Here is a 15,150-nt window from a genome sequence, read left to right as displayed (position 1 = left end):
CCAAGGAGGATGCCGTGCCCCGGAGTGCGCACATTGTGAGCGATGTGATGACCCATACCGTCGTCGCCGTCGGCCGCGAAGCGCCGTTCAAGGAGATCGTCAGAACGCTGGAGCAGTGGCGGGTGAGCGCCCTGCCGGTGCTGGAGGGGGAGGGCCGGGTCATCGGCGTGGTCTCCGAGGCGGATCTGCTGCCCAAGGAGGAGTTCCGCGACAGCGATCCGGCGCGGGTGGCGCAGTTGCCCGACCTCCCCGGTATCGCCAAGGCGGGCGCGGTGACGGCCGACGAGCTGATGACGTCCCCCGCCATCACCGTCCACGCGAGCGCGACGCTCGCCGATGCCGCGCGGATCATGACCCATAAGCGGGTCAAACGGCTCCCGGTGGTGGACGAGGAGGGCCGACTGGAGGGCATTGTCAGCCGCGCCGACCTGCTGAAGGTCTTTCTGCGGCCGGACGACGACATCGAGGAGGAGGTGCGCCGCGAGGTGGTGGCCCATCTCTTCCCGGCCGTGGGGGAAACCGTCCGGGTGAGCGTGAACGAGGGCGTGGTCACCCTGACCGGCCGGGTCAGGGAAGCCGTGCTCATCCCGGCGGCGGCCCGTCTCATCCGGGCAATCGAGGGCGTGGTCGACTTCGACAACCAGCTCACCGCCGCGCCTCATACGGCCCAGCGGCGGTAGGTGCGCGGTGCGCTCCGGCGGGCCCGGCCGGGCCGGGCGCGCGGGACGGCGCGCCCGGCCGCACCGGGAGGCCCCGGCGGCGTGGCTGGGACCGTCCGAGGGCGCCACGGCACGAAGACGACAACGAGGCCCCTACGCCACTACCGCGCCGCCGCGCGCCCGGGGGCCTCGGGCCTCGGGCCTCGATGCCACACACACCAGGACCCACCGGGCACGGCGGTACGTGATCGGGCGTCACCGGACGTGGCGGCCCAGCGCCACTGGGCGCTACGGCCAGGTGCCACGCGCCCAGCGGCGTCATCCGCCGATGTCACAGGCGCGCAGACCGGCCGGGCACAACGGTAAGCGGCCGGGCGTCACCGTATGCGGGCGGCTCCAGCGCCGCTGGGAAGCGCCCCGGGACCGAACGCCATCCGCCCGGCGGCCTCAGCCCGCGATGCCACACACACCAAGCCCCCCAGGGCGCCGCGATGTGTGGCCGAGCCTCACCGGATGCGGCGACTCCAGCGCCGCCGCGCGCACCGCGGCGGCGATTCGCGGGTAGGCGGTGCAGCGCCGCGCGATGCTCCCCAGCCACCGCTGGGAGGCGCACCCCGGCCCCGGACGCCGCCGGCCCGGGCAACGTCAGCCGCCGATGCCACACACGCCAAGACCGGCCGGGCACGGCGGTACGTGATCGGGCCTCACCGGATGCGGCGGCCCAGCGCCACGCGGGAAGCGCCCCGGCCCCGGACGCCACAGGCCCGGGCAACGTCAGCCGCCGATGCCACACGCGAAAAACCCGCCGGACACGACGCTACGTGATCGCACGTCACCGGATGTGGCGGCTCCAGCGGGGGCCGACCTCGGCCCAGGCGCGTCCCCATTCCTGGGTGCGGGCGCGGTCCAGGCGCCAGCGCGCCACACCGCGTCCGGCCAGCGAGATCGCGCCCACGCCCGCCGCGGCCGACGTCCCGGCGAGCACCGCGCGGGTGGCGATCTGCTCGGGGGTGGGCGGTCGCTGGACCAGTTGGCCCCGGCCGTCGGTCCACACCTCGGTGGCGGTGCCCGCCTTGCTGCCGTCGTGGACCCGGGCCGTGCCGGTGTGGACGGTGCCGTCCGGGCCGGTCCACCGGACGATCGCGCGCACCTGGCCGGTGGTGGACCCGTCGCCCGCGGGCTGTGCGACGGGCGCGTCCTCCTTCAGGACCGCGGGCACCCGGTGCCGGTCCGCCCGCTCCTGCCGCAGCGACGCGTCCACGGCGGTGCCCGCGGCCACTCCCGCCACCGGGCCGCCGACCGCCATCACCAGGCCGGTGACCAGCACGACCCACGCCTCGATCACATCCGAGCGGCGTCTGAGCGGGTTGCGCCGCCACCGCCATGTCCGCCGCCCCCGCACTTCCGTGCCCATGTCGCGACCGTCGCACGCGCGGGGAGGGCGGGACGAGGGCCGGGCAGCCCCCTTGAGGGCCCGTTCGGCCCTGGTACCACCCTGACCTGCTGCGCCACGATTCCCACCGGGGGGGCAGGGCGGACGGCGGACGAACAGTGCGAGAGCCCATGACCGAGACACGAGCGACACCGGCGACACCGGCGACACCGGCGACACCGATCAGGGTGTTCGTACTCGACGACCACGAGGTCGTCCGGCGCGGACTGCACGATCTCCTGGACGCCGAACCGGACATCGAGGTGGTCGGCGACGCGGGGACCGTCGACCACGCGCTGGCCCGGGGCCCGGCGCTGCGGCCCGACGTGGCCATCCTGGACGTCCGGCTGCCGGACGGGGACGGCATCACGGTCTGCCGCGAGCTGCGCTCCCGGATGCCGGATCTGGCCTGTCTGATGCTGACCTCGTTCGACGACGACGATGCGCTGCTGGACGCGATCATGGCCGGGGCGGCGGGCTATGTGCTCAAGCAGATCAAGGGGTCGGACCTGGTTTCGGCGGTGCGCACCGTCGCCTCCGGCCAGTCGATGCTGGACCCGGCCACCACCGCCCGGCTGATGAGCACCCTGCGGGGGGACACCGCCCCGCAGGAGCCCAGGGACGAGGTGCTGGCCGGACTGTCCCCGCGCGAGCGGGAAATCCTGGTGCTGATCGGCGACGGGCTCACCAACCGGCAGATCGGCAAGCGGCTCTTCCTGTCCGAGAAGACGGTCAAGAACCACATCTCCCGGCTGCTGGCCAAGCTGGGCGTGGAGCGCCGTATCCAGGCGGCGGTGCTGGCGACCCACTCGGCCCCGCCCCCCGCCGACGACCATCCGGGATGACCCGGGGCCGGGGCCGCACGGCTCCGTCCCTACGCCCGACGGCCCCAATCCTGACGGCCCGACCACTGACGGCCCACCACCACTGACGGCCCACCGGCGAGGAGACCCCATGCAGCCCGCAGCGCTCGACGCGGCGATCCTGGAGAAGCTCATCTCCGCGGCCGTGGCCGCCCCGTCGATGCACAACACCCAGCCGTGGCGCTATCGGCTGAACCCCGACACCGTCACGCTGGAGGTCCGGGCCGCCCCCGAGCGGGCGCTGCGGTACGCCGATCCGATGGGCCGGGCGCTGAGCGTCTCCGCCGGGGCCGCCGTGTTCAACCTGCGGGTCGCCGTGGCCCACTTCGGCTGGGACCCGGTGGTCCGGCTGCTGCCGTACCGGTCGCAGCCCGATCTGCTGGCCACGGTGCGCCTGGCCGCGACGCCCCACGACGGCGACGGACATCATGACGACGGGCACGATGCCCCGCACAGCGATCCGCATCACGATCTGTACGACGTCATCTGGCGGCGGCACAGCAGCCGCTCCCCCTTCTCCGGGCGCCGACTGCCGCCGCGGGTGCTGTACGAACTGGCGGAGGCGGCGCGCGCACACGGGGCCACGCTGTGGCTGGCGGGCCCCGAGGAGACCTCGCGGCTGCTGCGGCTGACCGCCGAGGCGGAGCGGCGCACCTCAGGGGATCCGCGCCGGCTCGCCGAGAGCCGCGACTGGGTCCGCGATACCGGGCCGTACGGCATCCCGGCGGCCGCCCTCGGGCCACGGGACGTCACCGGGCGGCTGCCGATGCGCGACTACCTCGGTCCGGGGCCGGACGGCCGCCGGGGCGGTGATTCGCCCGCGGCGGCGTTCGAGAGCCACCCGGCCATCGCCGTACTGGCCACGGACCAGGACCGGCGCACCGACTGGCTGCGGGCCGGGCAGGCGCTGGAACACGTCCTGCTGCTGGCGACTTCGTACGCGGTCCGGGCGTCCCTGCTGCATCAGGCGCTGGAGTGGTCGGATCTGCGGTGGTCGCTGAGCGACGCCCACCGGACGCCCGGCCATGTGCAGATGCTGATCCGGCTGGGTTACGGACCGGTCGGGCCGGCCACTCCGCGCAGCGAGGCGGCCGAGTCCCTGGACGGGGGCCGCTGACGCGGCATGGGCACCCGCTGACGCGGCACGGCCAACGCCGACCGCTCCGGCAGCGGCAAGCCCACCGCCCACCGCAGCCGCAGCCGCAGCCGCACCACCCCGCCCAGGCACCCTCAGCGACACGGCCACCGCCTACCGCCGCCGCAGCGGCACACACACCGCCCATCACCTCCGCAGCGGCGCCTCCTCGCCTACCGCCCCGCCGCAACAAGCCCGCCGCCACACCTACCGCTCCGGCAGCGGTACGCCCCACACCAAGCGGGTGCCACCACCCGACGGCTCGCCGAGCTCCAGCTCGCCGCCGAGCTTCTCGGCGCGCTCGGCCATGTTCCGCAGTCCGCTGCGGCGGCCGCCCTCGGGGACGCCCACTCCGTTGTCCGTGACCATGAGGGTCAGCCGCCCGGCCGCCACGACCAGCGAGATCTCGGCGGCGTCGGCCCGTGCGTGCCGGGCGATGTTCGACATCGCCTCGGCCAGGACGGCCACCATGTCGTCCGCGACGGTGCGCGGCACATCGGTGTCGACCAGGCCCTCGGTGCGCAGTGAGGGGGTGAAGCCGAGCGCGGGGACGGCCTCCTCGATGGTCTTGGCGGTACGGACCCGCAGCCCCTGAACCGCCGGGCCCGCCTCGTGCGAGCGCAGTCCGAAGATCGTCGAGCGGATGATCTTGATGGTGTCGTCCAGGTCGTCCACCACCCGCAGCAGCCGTTCGGAGCCCTCCGGGTGCTGGACGAAGCGCAGGGTGGACTGCAGCGTCATCCCGGCGGCGAAGAGCCGCTGGATGGCCAGGTCGTGCAGATCACGGGCGATCCGGTCGCGGTCCTCCAGCAGCGCGAGCTGCTCCGCGTCGCGCCGCCGCTCGGCCAGTTTCATCGCGATGGCCGCCTGGCCCGCGAAGCCCAGCAGGGTGTCGGTCTCGATCTGGGTGAAGGCGGGGCTGTCCGCCATGCGGGCCAGCGAGAGCACTCCGCCCACTCCGTCGCTCGTGCGCATCGGCACCGCGACGGCCGGGCCGAGCCCCTCCCAGCGCTGCGGGCCGACCGTGATCCGTGGGTCGTTCTGGACGTCGGTGCTGGTGACCGGCTCGGAGGCGGTGAAGGCCGCCCCGCCGAAGGTGCCCCGGCGGGGCAGCACCAGACCGCGGTGGGCCTCGGCGTCGGTTCCCGCCGCGAGCGCGACCTGCAGTTCGTCGGTGCCGGGCACCGACAGCATCAGCACGCCCAGATCGGCGGAGAGGATCCGGCGGGCGTGCTCGACGATCAGCTCCAGGACCCGGGTCTCGTCCACTCCGGACAGCAGGCTGTTGGTGACCTCGGCGTTCGCCTCCAGCCAGCGCTGGCGGTGCTGGGCCTCCTCGTACAGCCGGGCGTTCTCGATGGCCACTCCGGCGGCCACGGCGAGGGTGGACAGCATCGTCTCGTCCTCGCCGTCGAACTCCTTACCGCCGCGCTTCTCGGTGAGATAGAGGTTGCCGAAGACCTCGTCGCGCACCCGGATGGGCACCCCGAGGAAGGAGCCCATCGGCGGATGGTTCGGCGGAAAGCCGTAGGAGGCCGGATGCTCCGAGAGTTCGGCGAGCCGCAGCGGCTGGGGGTGGCGGATCAGCTCCCCCAGGAGGCCGTGGCCCGCCGGCAGATGCCCGATCGCCTCGATCCGCTCCTTGTCGATGCCCACCGGCAGGAATTCGGCCAGCCACTGGTCCTCGCCGATCACCCCCAGCGCGCCGTATTCGGCGTCCACGAGCACCACAGCGGCCTCGACGATCCTCTGCAGCACATGCGAAAGATCCAGCTCCCGGCCCACCGACAGGACGGCTTCCAGTAGGCTGCGCACCCGGTCCTGGGTGCCGCGCACCCCGTCGATGCGCTGCTGCAGCTCCTCCAGCAGCTCGTCCAGTCGCAGCTGGGGCAGGGACTCGGTACTCCTCGCGCTCTCCATACCCACGGTGCCTCCGTCGGCCTCACCACGCTCGGCGCGGCATTCCGCACGGCCCTCACTCTCTTCACCGTAGCCGCGCCCGGCCGACGGTGAGTCGGTCGGAACATCTTGGCGTGAGAGAGCACGTTGGCTAATGTGCGGGCCTGTTCGCTCTGGAGCGTTTCGACACCCACAGAAGGGTGGACCACCAGATGCCCCTACGCCTCCGCCGTCGCCTCCTCCTCCCCCGCTTCTCCCGGCCACCCCGGCCACCCCGGATCTCCCGGACCCCCCAGCCGCCCCGGACCCCCCGGCCACCCCGGATATCCCGGATCGCCGCCCTCGCCCTGGCCCTCGCGCTCGCCGCCCCCGCCTCCCCGGCGGCAGCGGCGAATCCCCCCGATCCGCCCGCGGATGTCTACAAGCTGCTGGAGGACCCCGAGGTCACCTCGGTCGGACAGGAGCCCGCCCATGCGCGGCTGACCCCGTACGCCGACACCGCCGGCGCCCTCGACGGCGGCTCCAGGAGCCGCTGGACCGCCTCGCTCGACGGCAACTGGAAGCTCCATATGTCCGACCGCCCCGAGGAGGTGCCGAAGGACTTCTTCACCGAGGGCTACGACACCTCCCGGAGCGGCTGGCGCAGTGTGAGCGTGCCGCACACCTGGCAGACGGACGGTCTCGACCATCCGGTGTTCCGGAACATCCCCACCGAGATGTATCCGGACGCTCCCCCGAAGGTCCCGCATGACGTCAACCCCACCGGCGCCTACGTCAAGACCTTCGAGCTGCCGAAGAGCTGGGAGAAGCGGCGGACGTTTCTCCGCTTCGAGGGCGTCACCAGCGGCTATCTGCTGTGGGTGAACGGCTCCTACGCCGGCTATGACCAGGGCGGCTACACCCCCGCCGAGTTCGACATCAGCGACCGGCTGCACCCGGGCCGCAACACCGTCGCGGTGCAGGTCCACCGCTGGGGTTCGGGGGCGCATCTGGAGGACTACGACCAGTGGCGGTTCTCCGGCATCTTCCGCTCGGTCGGGCTGTACTCCACCCCGGCCACCTATCTGCGGGACATCACGGTCAAGACCGATCTGGACGCCCGGTACCGCGACGCCCGGCTGACCGCCGAGGTCGAGGTGGCCGCCAAGGGCCCGCGGCGCGCCACGGATGAGCGCAAGGTCCTCGGCACGCTCTACGACCGCCGCGGACGCAAGGTGACAACGATGTCGGGAACGGTGGGCGGCGGCAGCGGATCCACCACCCTCACCGCGGACGTGGCCCATCCGGCCAAGTGGACCGATGAGACGCCCGACCTCTACACCCTCGTCGTCCGGCTCACCGACGCCGACGGCACGGTCACCCACACCACGGCCCAGCCGGTGGGCTTCCGCGAGATCGAGATCAAGGACAGACAACTCCTCGTCAACGGCAAGCGCATCCTCGTCAAGGGCGTCAACCGCTCCGAGACCGACCCCGGCACCGGCCGCCACGCCACCCGTGAGCGCACCGCCTCGGACGTCTCCCTGATGAAGCAGCTCAACCTCAACTCCGTGCGCACCTCCCACTACCCCTCGGATCCCTACCTCTACGAACTGGCCGACGCACGCGGCCTGTGGATCGACGACGAGGTGGACATCGAGACCCATCACCACGATGCCTGCCCGGACGACTGCCTGGCCGAGCGGCCCGAGTGGCAGGCCGCGTTCATGGACCGCCTCACGGCGATGTACGAACGGGACAAGAACCATCCCAGCGTGCTGATGTGGGACACCGGCAACGAGGCCGGACTGGGCAAGGCCCACTACGCGATGGCCGACTTCCTGGACCGCGAGGACCCGGCCCGGCCGGTCTACCACCAGCCCAACAGCCCGGACGGCGACGCCCCGTTCGCCGATGTGTGGGGCCCGCGCTACCCCTCCCCCTCGGGTCTGGAGGAGAAGGCGAAGGCCACCACCAAGCCCATCATCATGGGTGAGTACGCCCACGCCATGGGCAACTCGCTCGGCAACTTCCGCGAGTTCTGGGATGTCGTACGCAAGTATCCCCAGGTCCAGGGCGGCTACATCTGGGACTGGGCGGAGCAGAACATCACCCAGCCGTTGCTGACCACCCCCGACACCTCCGGCAACGACATCCTCTCCTACGTCTCCGGGAAACCCGGTCTGGTGGCGGGCCACCGGGGCAAGGCGCTGGAGCTGTCCGGGCTGGACGACTTCGTGGAGGTCTACCGCGACCCGAAACTGGACACGGTCTCGGACGCGCTCACCCTGGACGCCTGGGTGAAACCCGCCGACTGGACCGGCTCCTTCACGGTGATCGCCAAGGGCGACCACAGCTACGCGCTGAAGATGCGCGACAAGGACACCCTGGAGTTCTTCGTCTACGGGGACGGGGACTGGCACACGGTCGCGGCCGATGTCCCCGACGGCTGGTACGGCTCATGGCATCGCGTCTCGGGCACCTTCGACGGCCGGACGCTCCGGCTGCTCATCGACGGGAAGCAGACCGCGTCGGCCGACTGGACCGGCACCGTCGGCTCCTCCGCGCAGCCGGTGAACATCGGCCGCAACCCGGAGACCGACCAGGAGAACATCCGCACCCGGATGGCACACGGCACCGTCGACCAGGTCCGCGTCTACCACAAGGCGCTGAGCGCCGATCAGCTCGCCGCCGACCCCAGCACGGACGCGGTGCTCGCGCTCGACTTCGACCGGCTCGACCGGAAGGGGGAGTTCCTGTCCTATGGCGCCGGGACCGGTGGGGTCGACGGGGTGGTCTCCTCCGACCGCACCGTCCAGCCCGAGGCCCGTGCCATGGCCGCGGTCCACGCCCCGGTCCGCATCTCGGGCGACGAGGCCCGCGCGGGGCGGATCGAGGTGCGCAACGAGCGGTCCTTCACCGGCACCGACGACCTCCGGCTGCGCTGGCGCATCACCGAGGGCGCCCACACCCTGGGCCAGGGCAGCCGCACACTCGGCCTGGCCCCCGGTGAGCGGACCACCCTCCAGCTACCGAAACCGCCCGCCAACCCCCAGGACGCCGACCGGCAGTTGACCGTGGAGGCGGTGCGGGCCGCGGACACGGCCTGGGCGAAGGCGGGAGACCGGGTGGCGGTCGAGCAGTTCGACATCGGCGGCCGGCAGCTCGCGGGCACGGTACCGGCGCGGGCACCGGGGAAGGCCAAGGCCACCACGTCCGGCGACCGCCTCACCATCACCGGCGAGGGCTTCTCGTACGCCTTCGACCGGGCCAGTGGCGAGCTGGTCTCCATGAAGTCCGGCGGCCGGGAGCTGCTCGGCTCCGGCCCCGAGCTGGACGCCTGGCGCGCCCCGCTCAGCAATGAGATCGGCTCCGAGGAGGGGCCCTGGCGCGAGGCGGGCCTGGACCGGCTGCGCACCGCGCCGGGCAAGGTCACGGTGGACGAGCGGGACGGCGAGGTCGTCGTCACCGTGCCCTCCTCCGCCGCCGCGCCCGGCGTGAAGGACTCCTCGTTCGCCCAGACCCTGCGGTACACCGTCAGCGGCACCGGGGAGCTGCGCCTCGACCACCGCGTCGAGGCCCGGGGCGCGGCGCGCACGGTGCCCTATCTGCCCCGTATCGGGCTCTCGCTCCGGCTGCCCGACCGCTACGACCGGTTCACCTGGTACGGGCGCGGGCCGCAGGAGAACTACAACGACCGCGAGGACGGCGCACCGGTGGGGGTGTACTCCACGGACGTGGACGAGCAGTTCGCCGGATACACCAAGCCCCAGGACTACGGGAACCACGAGGACGTCCGCTGGGCCTCGCTGTCCGACGGCAGCGGCGGGCTTCTGGTGTCGGGGGACTTCTCGGCCGGGGTGACCCCGTACACCGGGATCGACCGCGCCGCCTATCCGTTCGCCCTCCGCAAGGACCCGGTAGGCAACACCCTGCACTTGGACCACGCGGTCAGCGGTGTGAGCGAGACGTTCCACACCGTGCTGCCCCAGTACCAGGTGCGGCCCGCCAAGGAGTACGCCTACACCCTGCGGCTGCGCCCGCTGACCGGCGCCGAGGCCCGCACCGGCACCCCGCGCGGCCCGGTGGTCTGCGCCCCCGAGGCCAAACTCACCGCCGCCGACACCACGGTGGCGGCGGGTGAGTCCACCTCGGCCGAGCTGACCGTCACCAACCCCTGCGGCGCTCCGCTGCGCGACGTCACGGCGGCCTTCGGCCTGGCCGAGGGGTGGACCGCCGAGCCCGGCACCCTCGACCTCGGCGACCTCGCGGCGGGCCGGACCGCGACCGTACGGACCGAGATCACCCGCGGTGAGGGCACCCCGGACGGCCTGCGGCCCGCCGTCGCCGACGTCCGCGCGACCTCGGCGGGTGGCGCGCGGGTGAGCGGCTCGGCGTCGGCCGACATCGACGGCACGCCTCCCCCGCCCCGCGGCGACGTGGCGGTGTCCACGCTCGACTTCCTCACCGCGGACAACGGCTGGGGCCCGGTCGAACGCGACCACAGCAACGGCGAATCCGCCCCCGGCGACGGCAAGTCCCTGACCGTCGGCGGCACGGCCTACGAGCGCGGCCTCGGCACACACGCCGATTCGACGGTCGAGGTCTTCCTGGGCGGCAACTGCTCGTCCTTCACGGCCGAGACGGGCGTGGACGACGAGGTGGGGGCCGACGGCAGCGTCGTCTTCGAGGTGTACGCCGACGGCGAGCGGGTGTACCGCGGTGAAACGGTGCGCGGCTCGGACGCGGCCGTACCGGTGAAGACCGACGTCGAGGGCGCGCAGCGGCTCCGGTTGCGGGTCACCGACGGCGGCGACGGCAACGCGCATGACCACGCCGACTGGGGAGCGGCCACGGTGCGCTGCGGAACGGGAGGAACAGGAGGAACGGGATGACCTGACGGCGGATGGCCGCGGGCCCCGGTCACGCGCTCCGGGGCCCGCGCCGTCCGTCCGGTCCTCGGGGCCCACGCCTTCCGTTCAGTCCCCGGCCCCCGCGCCTTCCGGCCCCTGGAGCAGCTCCTCGAGCCGGTCCAGGAAGACCCGCTGCTTGGTCACCATCTTCCGGCGGGCCTCGTCCGGGCCGAACCAGGCGACCCGGTCGATCTCGGGGAACTCCCGCATCCGGCCGGACCCCTTCGGCCATTCCATGGTGAACGTGCCGGGTGTGATCCGCTCCGGGTCCAGATCGCCCGCGAGCGCCCAGACGGTGACCTCCTTGCCCCCGGTCTGCGTCACGGAGCCGAGCGGAAGCGGCTCGCCGCCGGGCGGGGGCATGCCGAGCTCCTCCTCGAACTCCCGGCGCGCGGCGGCCTCCGGGGTCTCGTCCTCGTCGTACTCCCCCTTGGGCACCGTCCAGGCGCCCGCGTCCTTGGCGGCCCAGAACGGGCCTCCCATATGGGCGAGGAGCACCTCGATGGCCGGACCCGCCGGGCCCGCACCGCGGTACAGCAGGAGTCCGGCGCTGCGCTTAGGAGTCACAGCGAACAGTGTGCGCCCACTCCGCCAGGGCGGTGTGCCGGGCTCGCCGGGTCAGCCCTCGCGGGCGCCGGGTCAGCCCTTGCGTGCGTAGCCGAGGTAGGTGACCAGCGGCCGGGCGTCCGGGGCGAGGACGAAGTCGACGATCGGCGGGATCTGCTCATCGCCGATCTGCCCCTTGCGGCGCGCCATGGTGGCCTTGACCAGGCTGCGCGGGTCCTTGGGTTTGAAGTCGCAGATGTCCTCGTTGCGCAGCCCCTGCCGGTCCAGGGCGGCGGTCAGTTCGGCGGGGGTGCGCAGCCGCGCCGCCGTGTAGCGGCCGGCCGGCATGATGCGGGTCATCGGGACGCGCTGGAAGGCACCCAGGTAGATCAGCCGGGAGAGCAGGGTGCGGTTGACGGTGTCGTAGATCAGCACACCGCCGGGCCGCAGCACCCTGGCGGCCTCCGCGAGCACCCGGTCCAGCTCCGAGGTGATCTCGAAGGTGTCCGCGTAGTAGGCGAGGTCGAACGCGCCGTCGGCGAGGCCGAGTTGCTCGGCGGGCGCGGTGCGGTACTCGATCCCGGGGTGCTCGCCCCCGCCCGCCTCACGCGCCATCTCGGTCGCGGTGGCGGAGGGGTCGACGGCGACGACATCGAAGCCGAGACCGGCCAGCCCGCGGGCCAGCAGCCCGCGGCCGCTGCCCACGACCACGGCGCGGCTTCCGGACGCGGAGAGGTCCGCGCTCTTGAGGGTGGTGCGGACGTACTCCAGGCGGCTGTCCTGAAAGGTGACGGCCCGGATCTGACGGCCGTCGACGGCCTCCGGCGACCGTGAGTCCAGTTCGATGTGCGGGGCGGCGGCCATCGTCTTCTCCCTCACGGGTGCGCGGATTCGCGGATTCACCGGTGCCTGGGGTGGCCCGGACGGGCTCGCCCGGTTCCCCGAGGAAACCTAACATCCTTAAGTTCCCTCAGGGAACTCGACTAGGGTTGTGTCATGACCCGTACTCCGCTCGCCGATGTGGCCTGCTCGATCGCCCGCGCCACCGATCTGTTCGGCGACGCCTGGACGGCGCTAATCATGCGGGATGTGCTCACCGGAGTCACCCGCTTCGACGATCTCGCCCACGACCTGGGCATATCGCGGAAGGTCCTGGCCGCCCGGCTGTCCCGGCTGGTCGAGGAGGGGGTGCTGGTCCGGGAGCGATACCAGGAGCGTCCGCCGCGTGAGCACTATCGCGCCACCCCGAAGGGCGAGGAGCTCTATCCGGTGCTGCTCGCCCTGATGGAGTGGGGCGACCGCTGGTACGCGGGCCCCGCCGGACCGCCGGCCCGGATCCGCCATCTCGGCTGCGGACGGGACACCACACCGGTGTCCGCGTGCGCCCACTGCGGGAAGCCCCTGACGGTCGGCAACACCACCCAGCTCCCGGGCCCCGGCGGGCACACCGGACCCGGCACCCGGGTACTCGGCCCGCTGCTCGCCGCGCGGGAGGACACCCCGGAGACCGGGCGCCCGGCGACGGTTTGAGCGAACGGCACGGGGCACTCGGCACCACAGCCGGGCATCCGACCACGAGGAGCGCCGACCATGCGCTACGAAGAACTGACGGGCCTGGTCCAGGCCCGGGCCCAGCTCCCCGACCGGCAGTCGGCCGAGCGGGCGATAGGGGCGACGCTCGAAACCCTCGCCGAGCGCATCCCGGGCGGGCTGGCGGACCACATGGCGGCACAGCTCCCGCAGGAGGCGGGCAAGCCTCTGCGCCGGGTCGCCGCCGCACACGAGGGCACGCCCGAGGAGCGGGCACACCGGCGGGACCACGGCGAGCGGTTCGACCTCACCGGCTTCGCGGGCCGGGTCGCCTGGCGCACCGAGCACACGGAGGATGAGGCGCTGCGCGAGGCGGCCGCCTTCTTCGAGGTGCTGGACTCGGCCGTGGACCCGGAGCTGATGGAGAAGCTCTACGGCGTGCTGCCGAGCGACATCCGGGAGCTGCTGCCGGAGGCACGCGCCGAGCAGGGCTGGAGAGAGCGCCCCTAGGCCCTGTCCGGTGGATCTTCGCGGGCCCGCGACGCCTGGCACGGCGCCCCCAGCTACCGCTGGGAGGTGCCCCCTGCACCAGACGCCGCGGGCCCCGCGGCGGCAGCCGCTGATGTCACAGGCGCGAAGATTCACCGGACAGGGCCTAGGGCCCGAGGGCCGGTGCGAGCGGTTCACTCCGTCTGCCCCGGGTGGCCGGGATGTCCGTGGCGCGGCGGCGGGCTCGGCTCGGCCGCCGTCTGCGGCGTCACCGGCGATCCGCCGCGCGGCGGATAGGGCCGCTCGGGAAGCGGCTCGGCGCGCGGCTCGCCGGGCGAGGGGGTGGCGCCGCCCTCCAGTTGGCGCAGGCGCGCCGTGACCACTTCGACGACCGGAAGGCGGTCGGCGTGGGAGCACTCGTACTCCAGCAGCTTCCGCAGCCGCTCCTCGGTGAGGGCGCGGATGCGGTGCCGCAGGGCGCCGAGCGGCAGATGGTCGTAGTCGGCGAGCGGCAGGTCGTCGTGGCTGGTCATCCATCCTCCCTCCGCCCCTTCCCCGGGGCCCGTGCGGCGAGCGGGTACCCGCGCACGTACGGCGAAAACGGCATAACGGGCGGGCGCGGCGGGAGGGGCTGCCGCCCCGCCGTGCATAACGGGGGAGCACCGCGGGGCGGCAGCGGCCGAGCCGGGAGGACTCGGCCGAGCCGCGGGGGCGTGGGATGTTCCCGGCGGCTCACCGGCGTCTACGGACCCCATCGGTGCCCTGTTCATCTTTTGTCCGATGGTGAGCACCCGCCGCTTGAGCACCTGCCACGGCCCCCGGCGCGCGGGGCGGTCCGGACCCCGGCCCGGGCCCGGGTCCGCGGATCGCCGTGGCGTGATCGTCTGTCAGGCTGTCCCCATGCCGACCACCACCGTGTCCGAGCTCGTCGACGAACTGCTCTCCGGGCCCCGCCCGCTGCCGATCATCTCCGCGGGTGTCCCCGTCCTCCGGCAACCGGCCTTGCCGTACGAGGGCCAGCTGGCCGCGGACGTGCTGGACCGGCTGCTGGCGGCGATGCGGGAGACGATGCACTCCGCGCCCGGAGTGGGGCTCGCGGCCCCGCAGATCGGTGTGCCGCTGCGGCTGGCGGTGATCGAGGACCCGGCGGAGGTGGCGGCCGAGGTGCGCGAGGTGCGCGGCCGGGTGCCGCAGCCGTACCGGGTACTGGTCAATCCCGTCTACGAACCGGTCGGCGACGGCCGGGCGGTGTTCTTCGAGGGGTGCCTGAGCATCCCCGGCTGGCAGGCCGTGGTCAGCCGCCCGGACCGGATCCGGCTGCGCGGGCAGGACGAGACGGGGCGGGAGCTGGACGAGGAGTTCACCGGCTGGCCCGCGCGGATCGTCCAGCACGAGACCGACCATCTCGACGGCGTCCTCTATCTGGATCTGGCCGAAACTCGCTCCCTGTCCTCGGCCCAGGCCGTCAGCGACTACTGGTCCCAGCCCACCCCCGCCACCGCCGCCCATTCACTGGGCTTCCCGCTCCGGACCGCCACCGGCACCGGCACCGGCACCGGCACCGGCGATGACAGCGGCGGCACCCCCGCTACCGCTCCGTAACCACGGGCCGACCAGCGGCATGTGTTCGTCATCGACTGGCAGTCGCCGAATCACCACACGGACACTGTGACGTACGTCGCCACGGCAAGACTGGTGAACGCCT

12 protein-coding genes are annotated in these 15,150 nt (G+C 73.1%); 7 read left to right on the top strand and 5 right to left on the bottom strand.

Annotated features, from left to right (window positions below; translation table 11 throughout):
- The first annotated feature begins 14 nt into the window (after positions 1 to 14).
- Entirely contained in the window at positions 15 to 680 is a 666-nt protein-coding gene (locus J5X86_RS23460; RefSeq protein ID WP_208518707.1) for a CBS domain-containing protein, read from the top strand.
- Positions 681 to 1,491: 811 nt separating this feature from the next.
- Here the strand turns inward: J5X86_RS23460 and J5X86_RS23455 are convergent.
- On the bottom strand, positions 1,492 to 2,073 hold the full coding sequence (locus tag J5X86_RS23455) for a hypothetical protein (protein ID WP_243981144.1): 582 nt from the start codon (positions 2,071 to 2,073) through the stop codon (positions 1,492 to 1,494).
- Positions 2,074 to 2,222: 149 nt separating this feature from the next.
- Here J5X86_RS23455 and J5X86_RS23450 point away from each other — a divergent pair, with 149 nt between their 5' ends.
- Positions 2,223 to 2,936: a response regulator transcription factor gene (locus J5X86_RS23450; protein ID WP_208518706.1), complete on the top strand. Its 714-nt coding sequence runs from the start codon at positions 2,223 to 2,225 to the stop codon at positions 2,934 to 2,936.
- 109 nt (positions 2,937 to 3,045) lie between these two features.
- Positions 3,046 to 4,071: a hypothetical protein gene (locus J5X86_RS23445; RefSeq protein WP_208518705.1), complete on the top strand. Its 1,026-nt coding sequence runs from the start codon at positions 3,046 to 3,048 to the stop codon at positions 4,069 to 4,071.
- 225 nt (positions 4,072 to 4,296) lie between these two features.
- On the opposite strand, the gene J5X86_RS23440 is transcribed toward J5X86_RS23445, so the two are convergent.
- The gene (locus tag J5X86_RS23440) at positions 4,297 to 6,009 is read right to left on the bottom strand and encodes a GAF domain-containing protein (protein ID WP_208518704.1); all 1,713 of its coding nucleotides are present in this window, start codon (positions 6,007 to 6,009) and stop codon (positions 4,297 to 4,299) included.
- Between the two features lie 191 nt (positions 6,010 to 6,200).
- On the opposite strand from J5X86_RS23440, the gene J5X86_RS23435 reads away from it, so the two are divergent.
- Positions 6,201 to 10,862, top strand: coding sequence for a glycoside hydrolase family 2 TIM barrel-domain containing protein (locus J5X86_RS23435; protein WP_243981142.1), 4,662 nt, complete (start codon positions 6,201 to 6,203; stop codon positions 10,860 to 10,862).
- An 84-nt stretch (positions 10,863 to 10,946) separates the two neighbouring features.
- Here the strand turns inward: J5X86_RS23435 and J5X86_RS23430 are convergent, their stop codons facing one another.
- Positions 10,947 to 11,447 (bottom strand): NUDIX domain-containing protein, encoded by a 501-nt coding sequence (locus J5X86_RS23430; protein WP_208518703.1) that lies wholly within the window; start codon positions 11,445 to 11,447, stop codon positions 10,947 to 10,949.
- Positions 11,448 to 11,519: 72 nt separating this feature from the next.
- Positions 11,520 to 12,290 carry a bifunctional 2-polyprenyl-6-hydroxyphenol methylase/3-demethylubiquinol 3-O-methyltransferase UbiG gene (locus J5X86_RS23425; protein ID WP_208518702.1) on the bottom strand — a complete coding sequence of 257 codons (771 nt, stop codon included), beginning with the start codon at positions 12,288 to 12,290 and terminating at the stop codon, positions 11,520 to 11,522.
- A 132-nt stretch (positions 12,291 to 12,422) separates the two neighbouring features.
- Between J5X86_RS23425 and J5X86_RS23420 the strand changes: the two genes are divergently transcribed.
- Complete coding sequence (locus J5X86_RS23420; protein ID WP_208518701.1) at positions 12,423 to 12,956, top strand: helix-turn-helix domain-containing protein; 534 nt, start codon at positions 12,423 to 12,425, stop codon at positions 12,954 to 12,956.
- A 60-nt stretch (positions 12,957 to 13,016) separates the two neighbouring features.
- Positions 13,017 to 13,466 carry a DUF2267 domain-containing protein gene (locus tag J5X86_RS23415; RefSeq protein WP_208518700.1) on the top strand — a complete coding sequence of 150 codons (450 nt, stop codon included), beginning with the start codon at positions 13,017 to 13,019 and terminating at the stop codon, positions 13,464 to 13,466.
- A gap of 173 nt (positions 13,467 to 13,639) precedes the next feature.
- Here the strand turns inward: J5X86_RS23415 and J5X86_RS23410 are convergent, their stop codons facing one another.
- Positions 13,640 to 13,978: a hypothetical protein gene (locus J5X86_RS23410; RefSeq protein ID WP_208518699.1), complete on the bottom strand. Its 339-nt coding sequence runs from the start codon at positions 13,976 to 13,978 to the stop codon at positions 13,640 to 13,642.
- Positions 13,979 to 14,345: 367 nt separating this feature from the next.
- Here J5X86_RS23410 and J5X86_RS23405 point away from each other — a divergent pair, with 367 nt between their 5' ends.
- Positions 14,346 to 15,047, top strand: a complete 702-nt coding sequence (locus J5X86_RS23405) for a peptide deformylase (RefSeq protein WP_208518698.1) — start codon at positions 14,346 to 14,348, stop codon at positions 15,045 to 15,047.
- The last annotated feature ends 103 nt before the right edge of the window (positions 15,048 to 15,150 follow it).

The sequence above is a fragment of the Streptomyces sp. NEAU-YJ-81 genome (genome assembly GCF_017592595.1).
GTDB lineage: Bacteria > Actinomycetota > Actinomycetes > Streptomycetales > Streptomycetaceae > Streptomyces > Streptomyces hygroscopicus_B.
The sequence above is the reverse complement of the archived record's forward strand: the minus strand, read 5'-3'. Positions and strand labels throughout refer to the sequence as shown.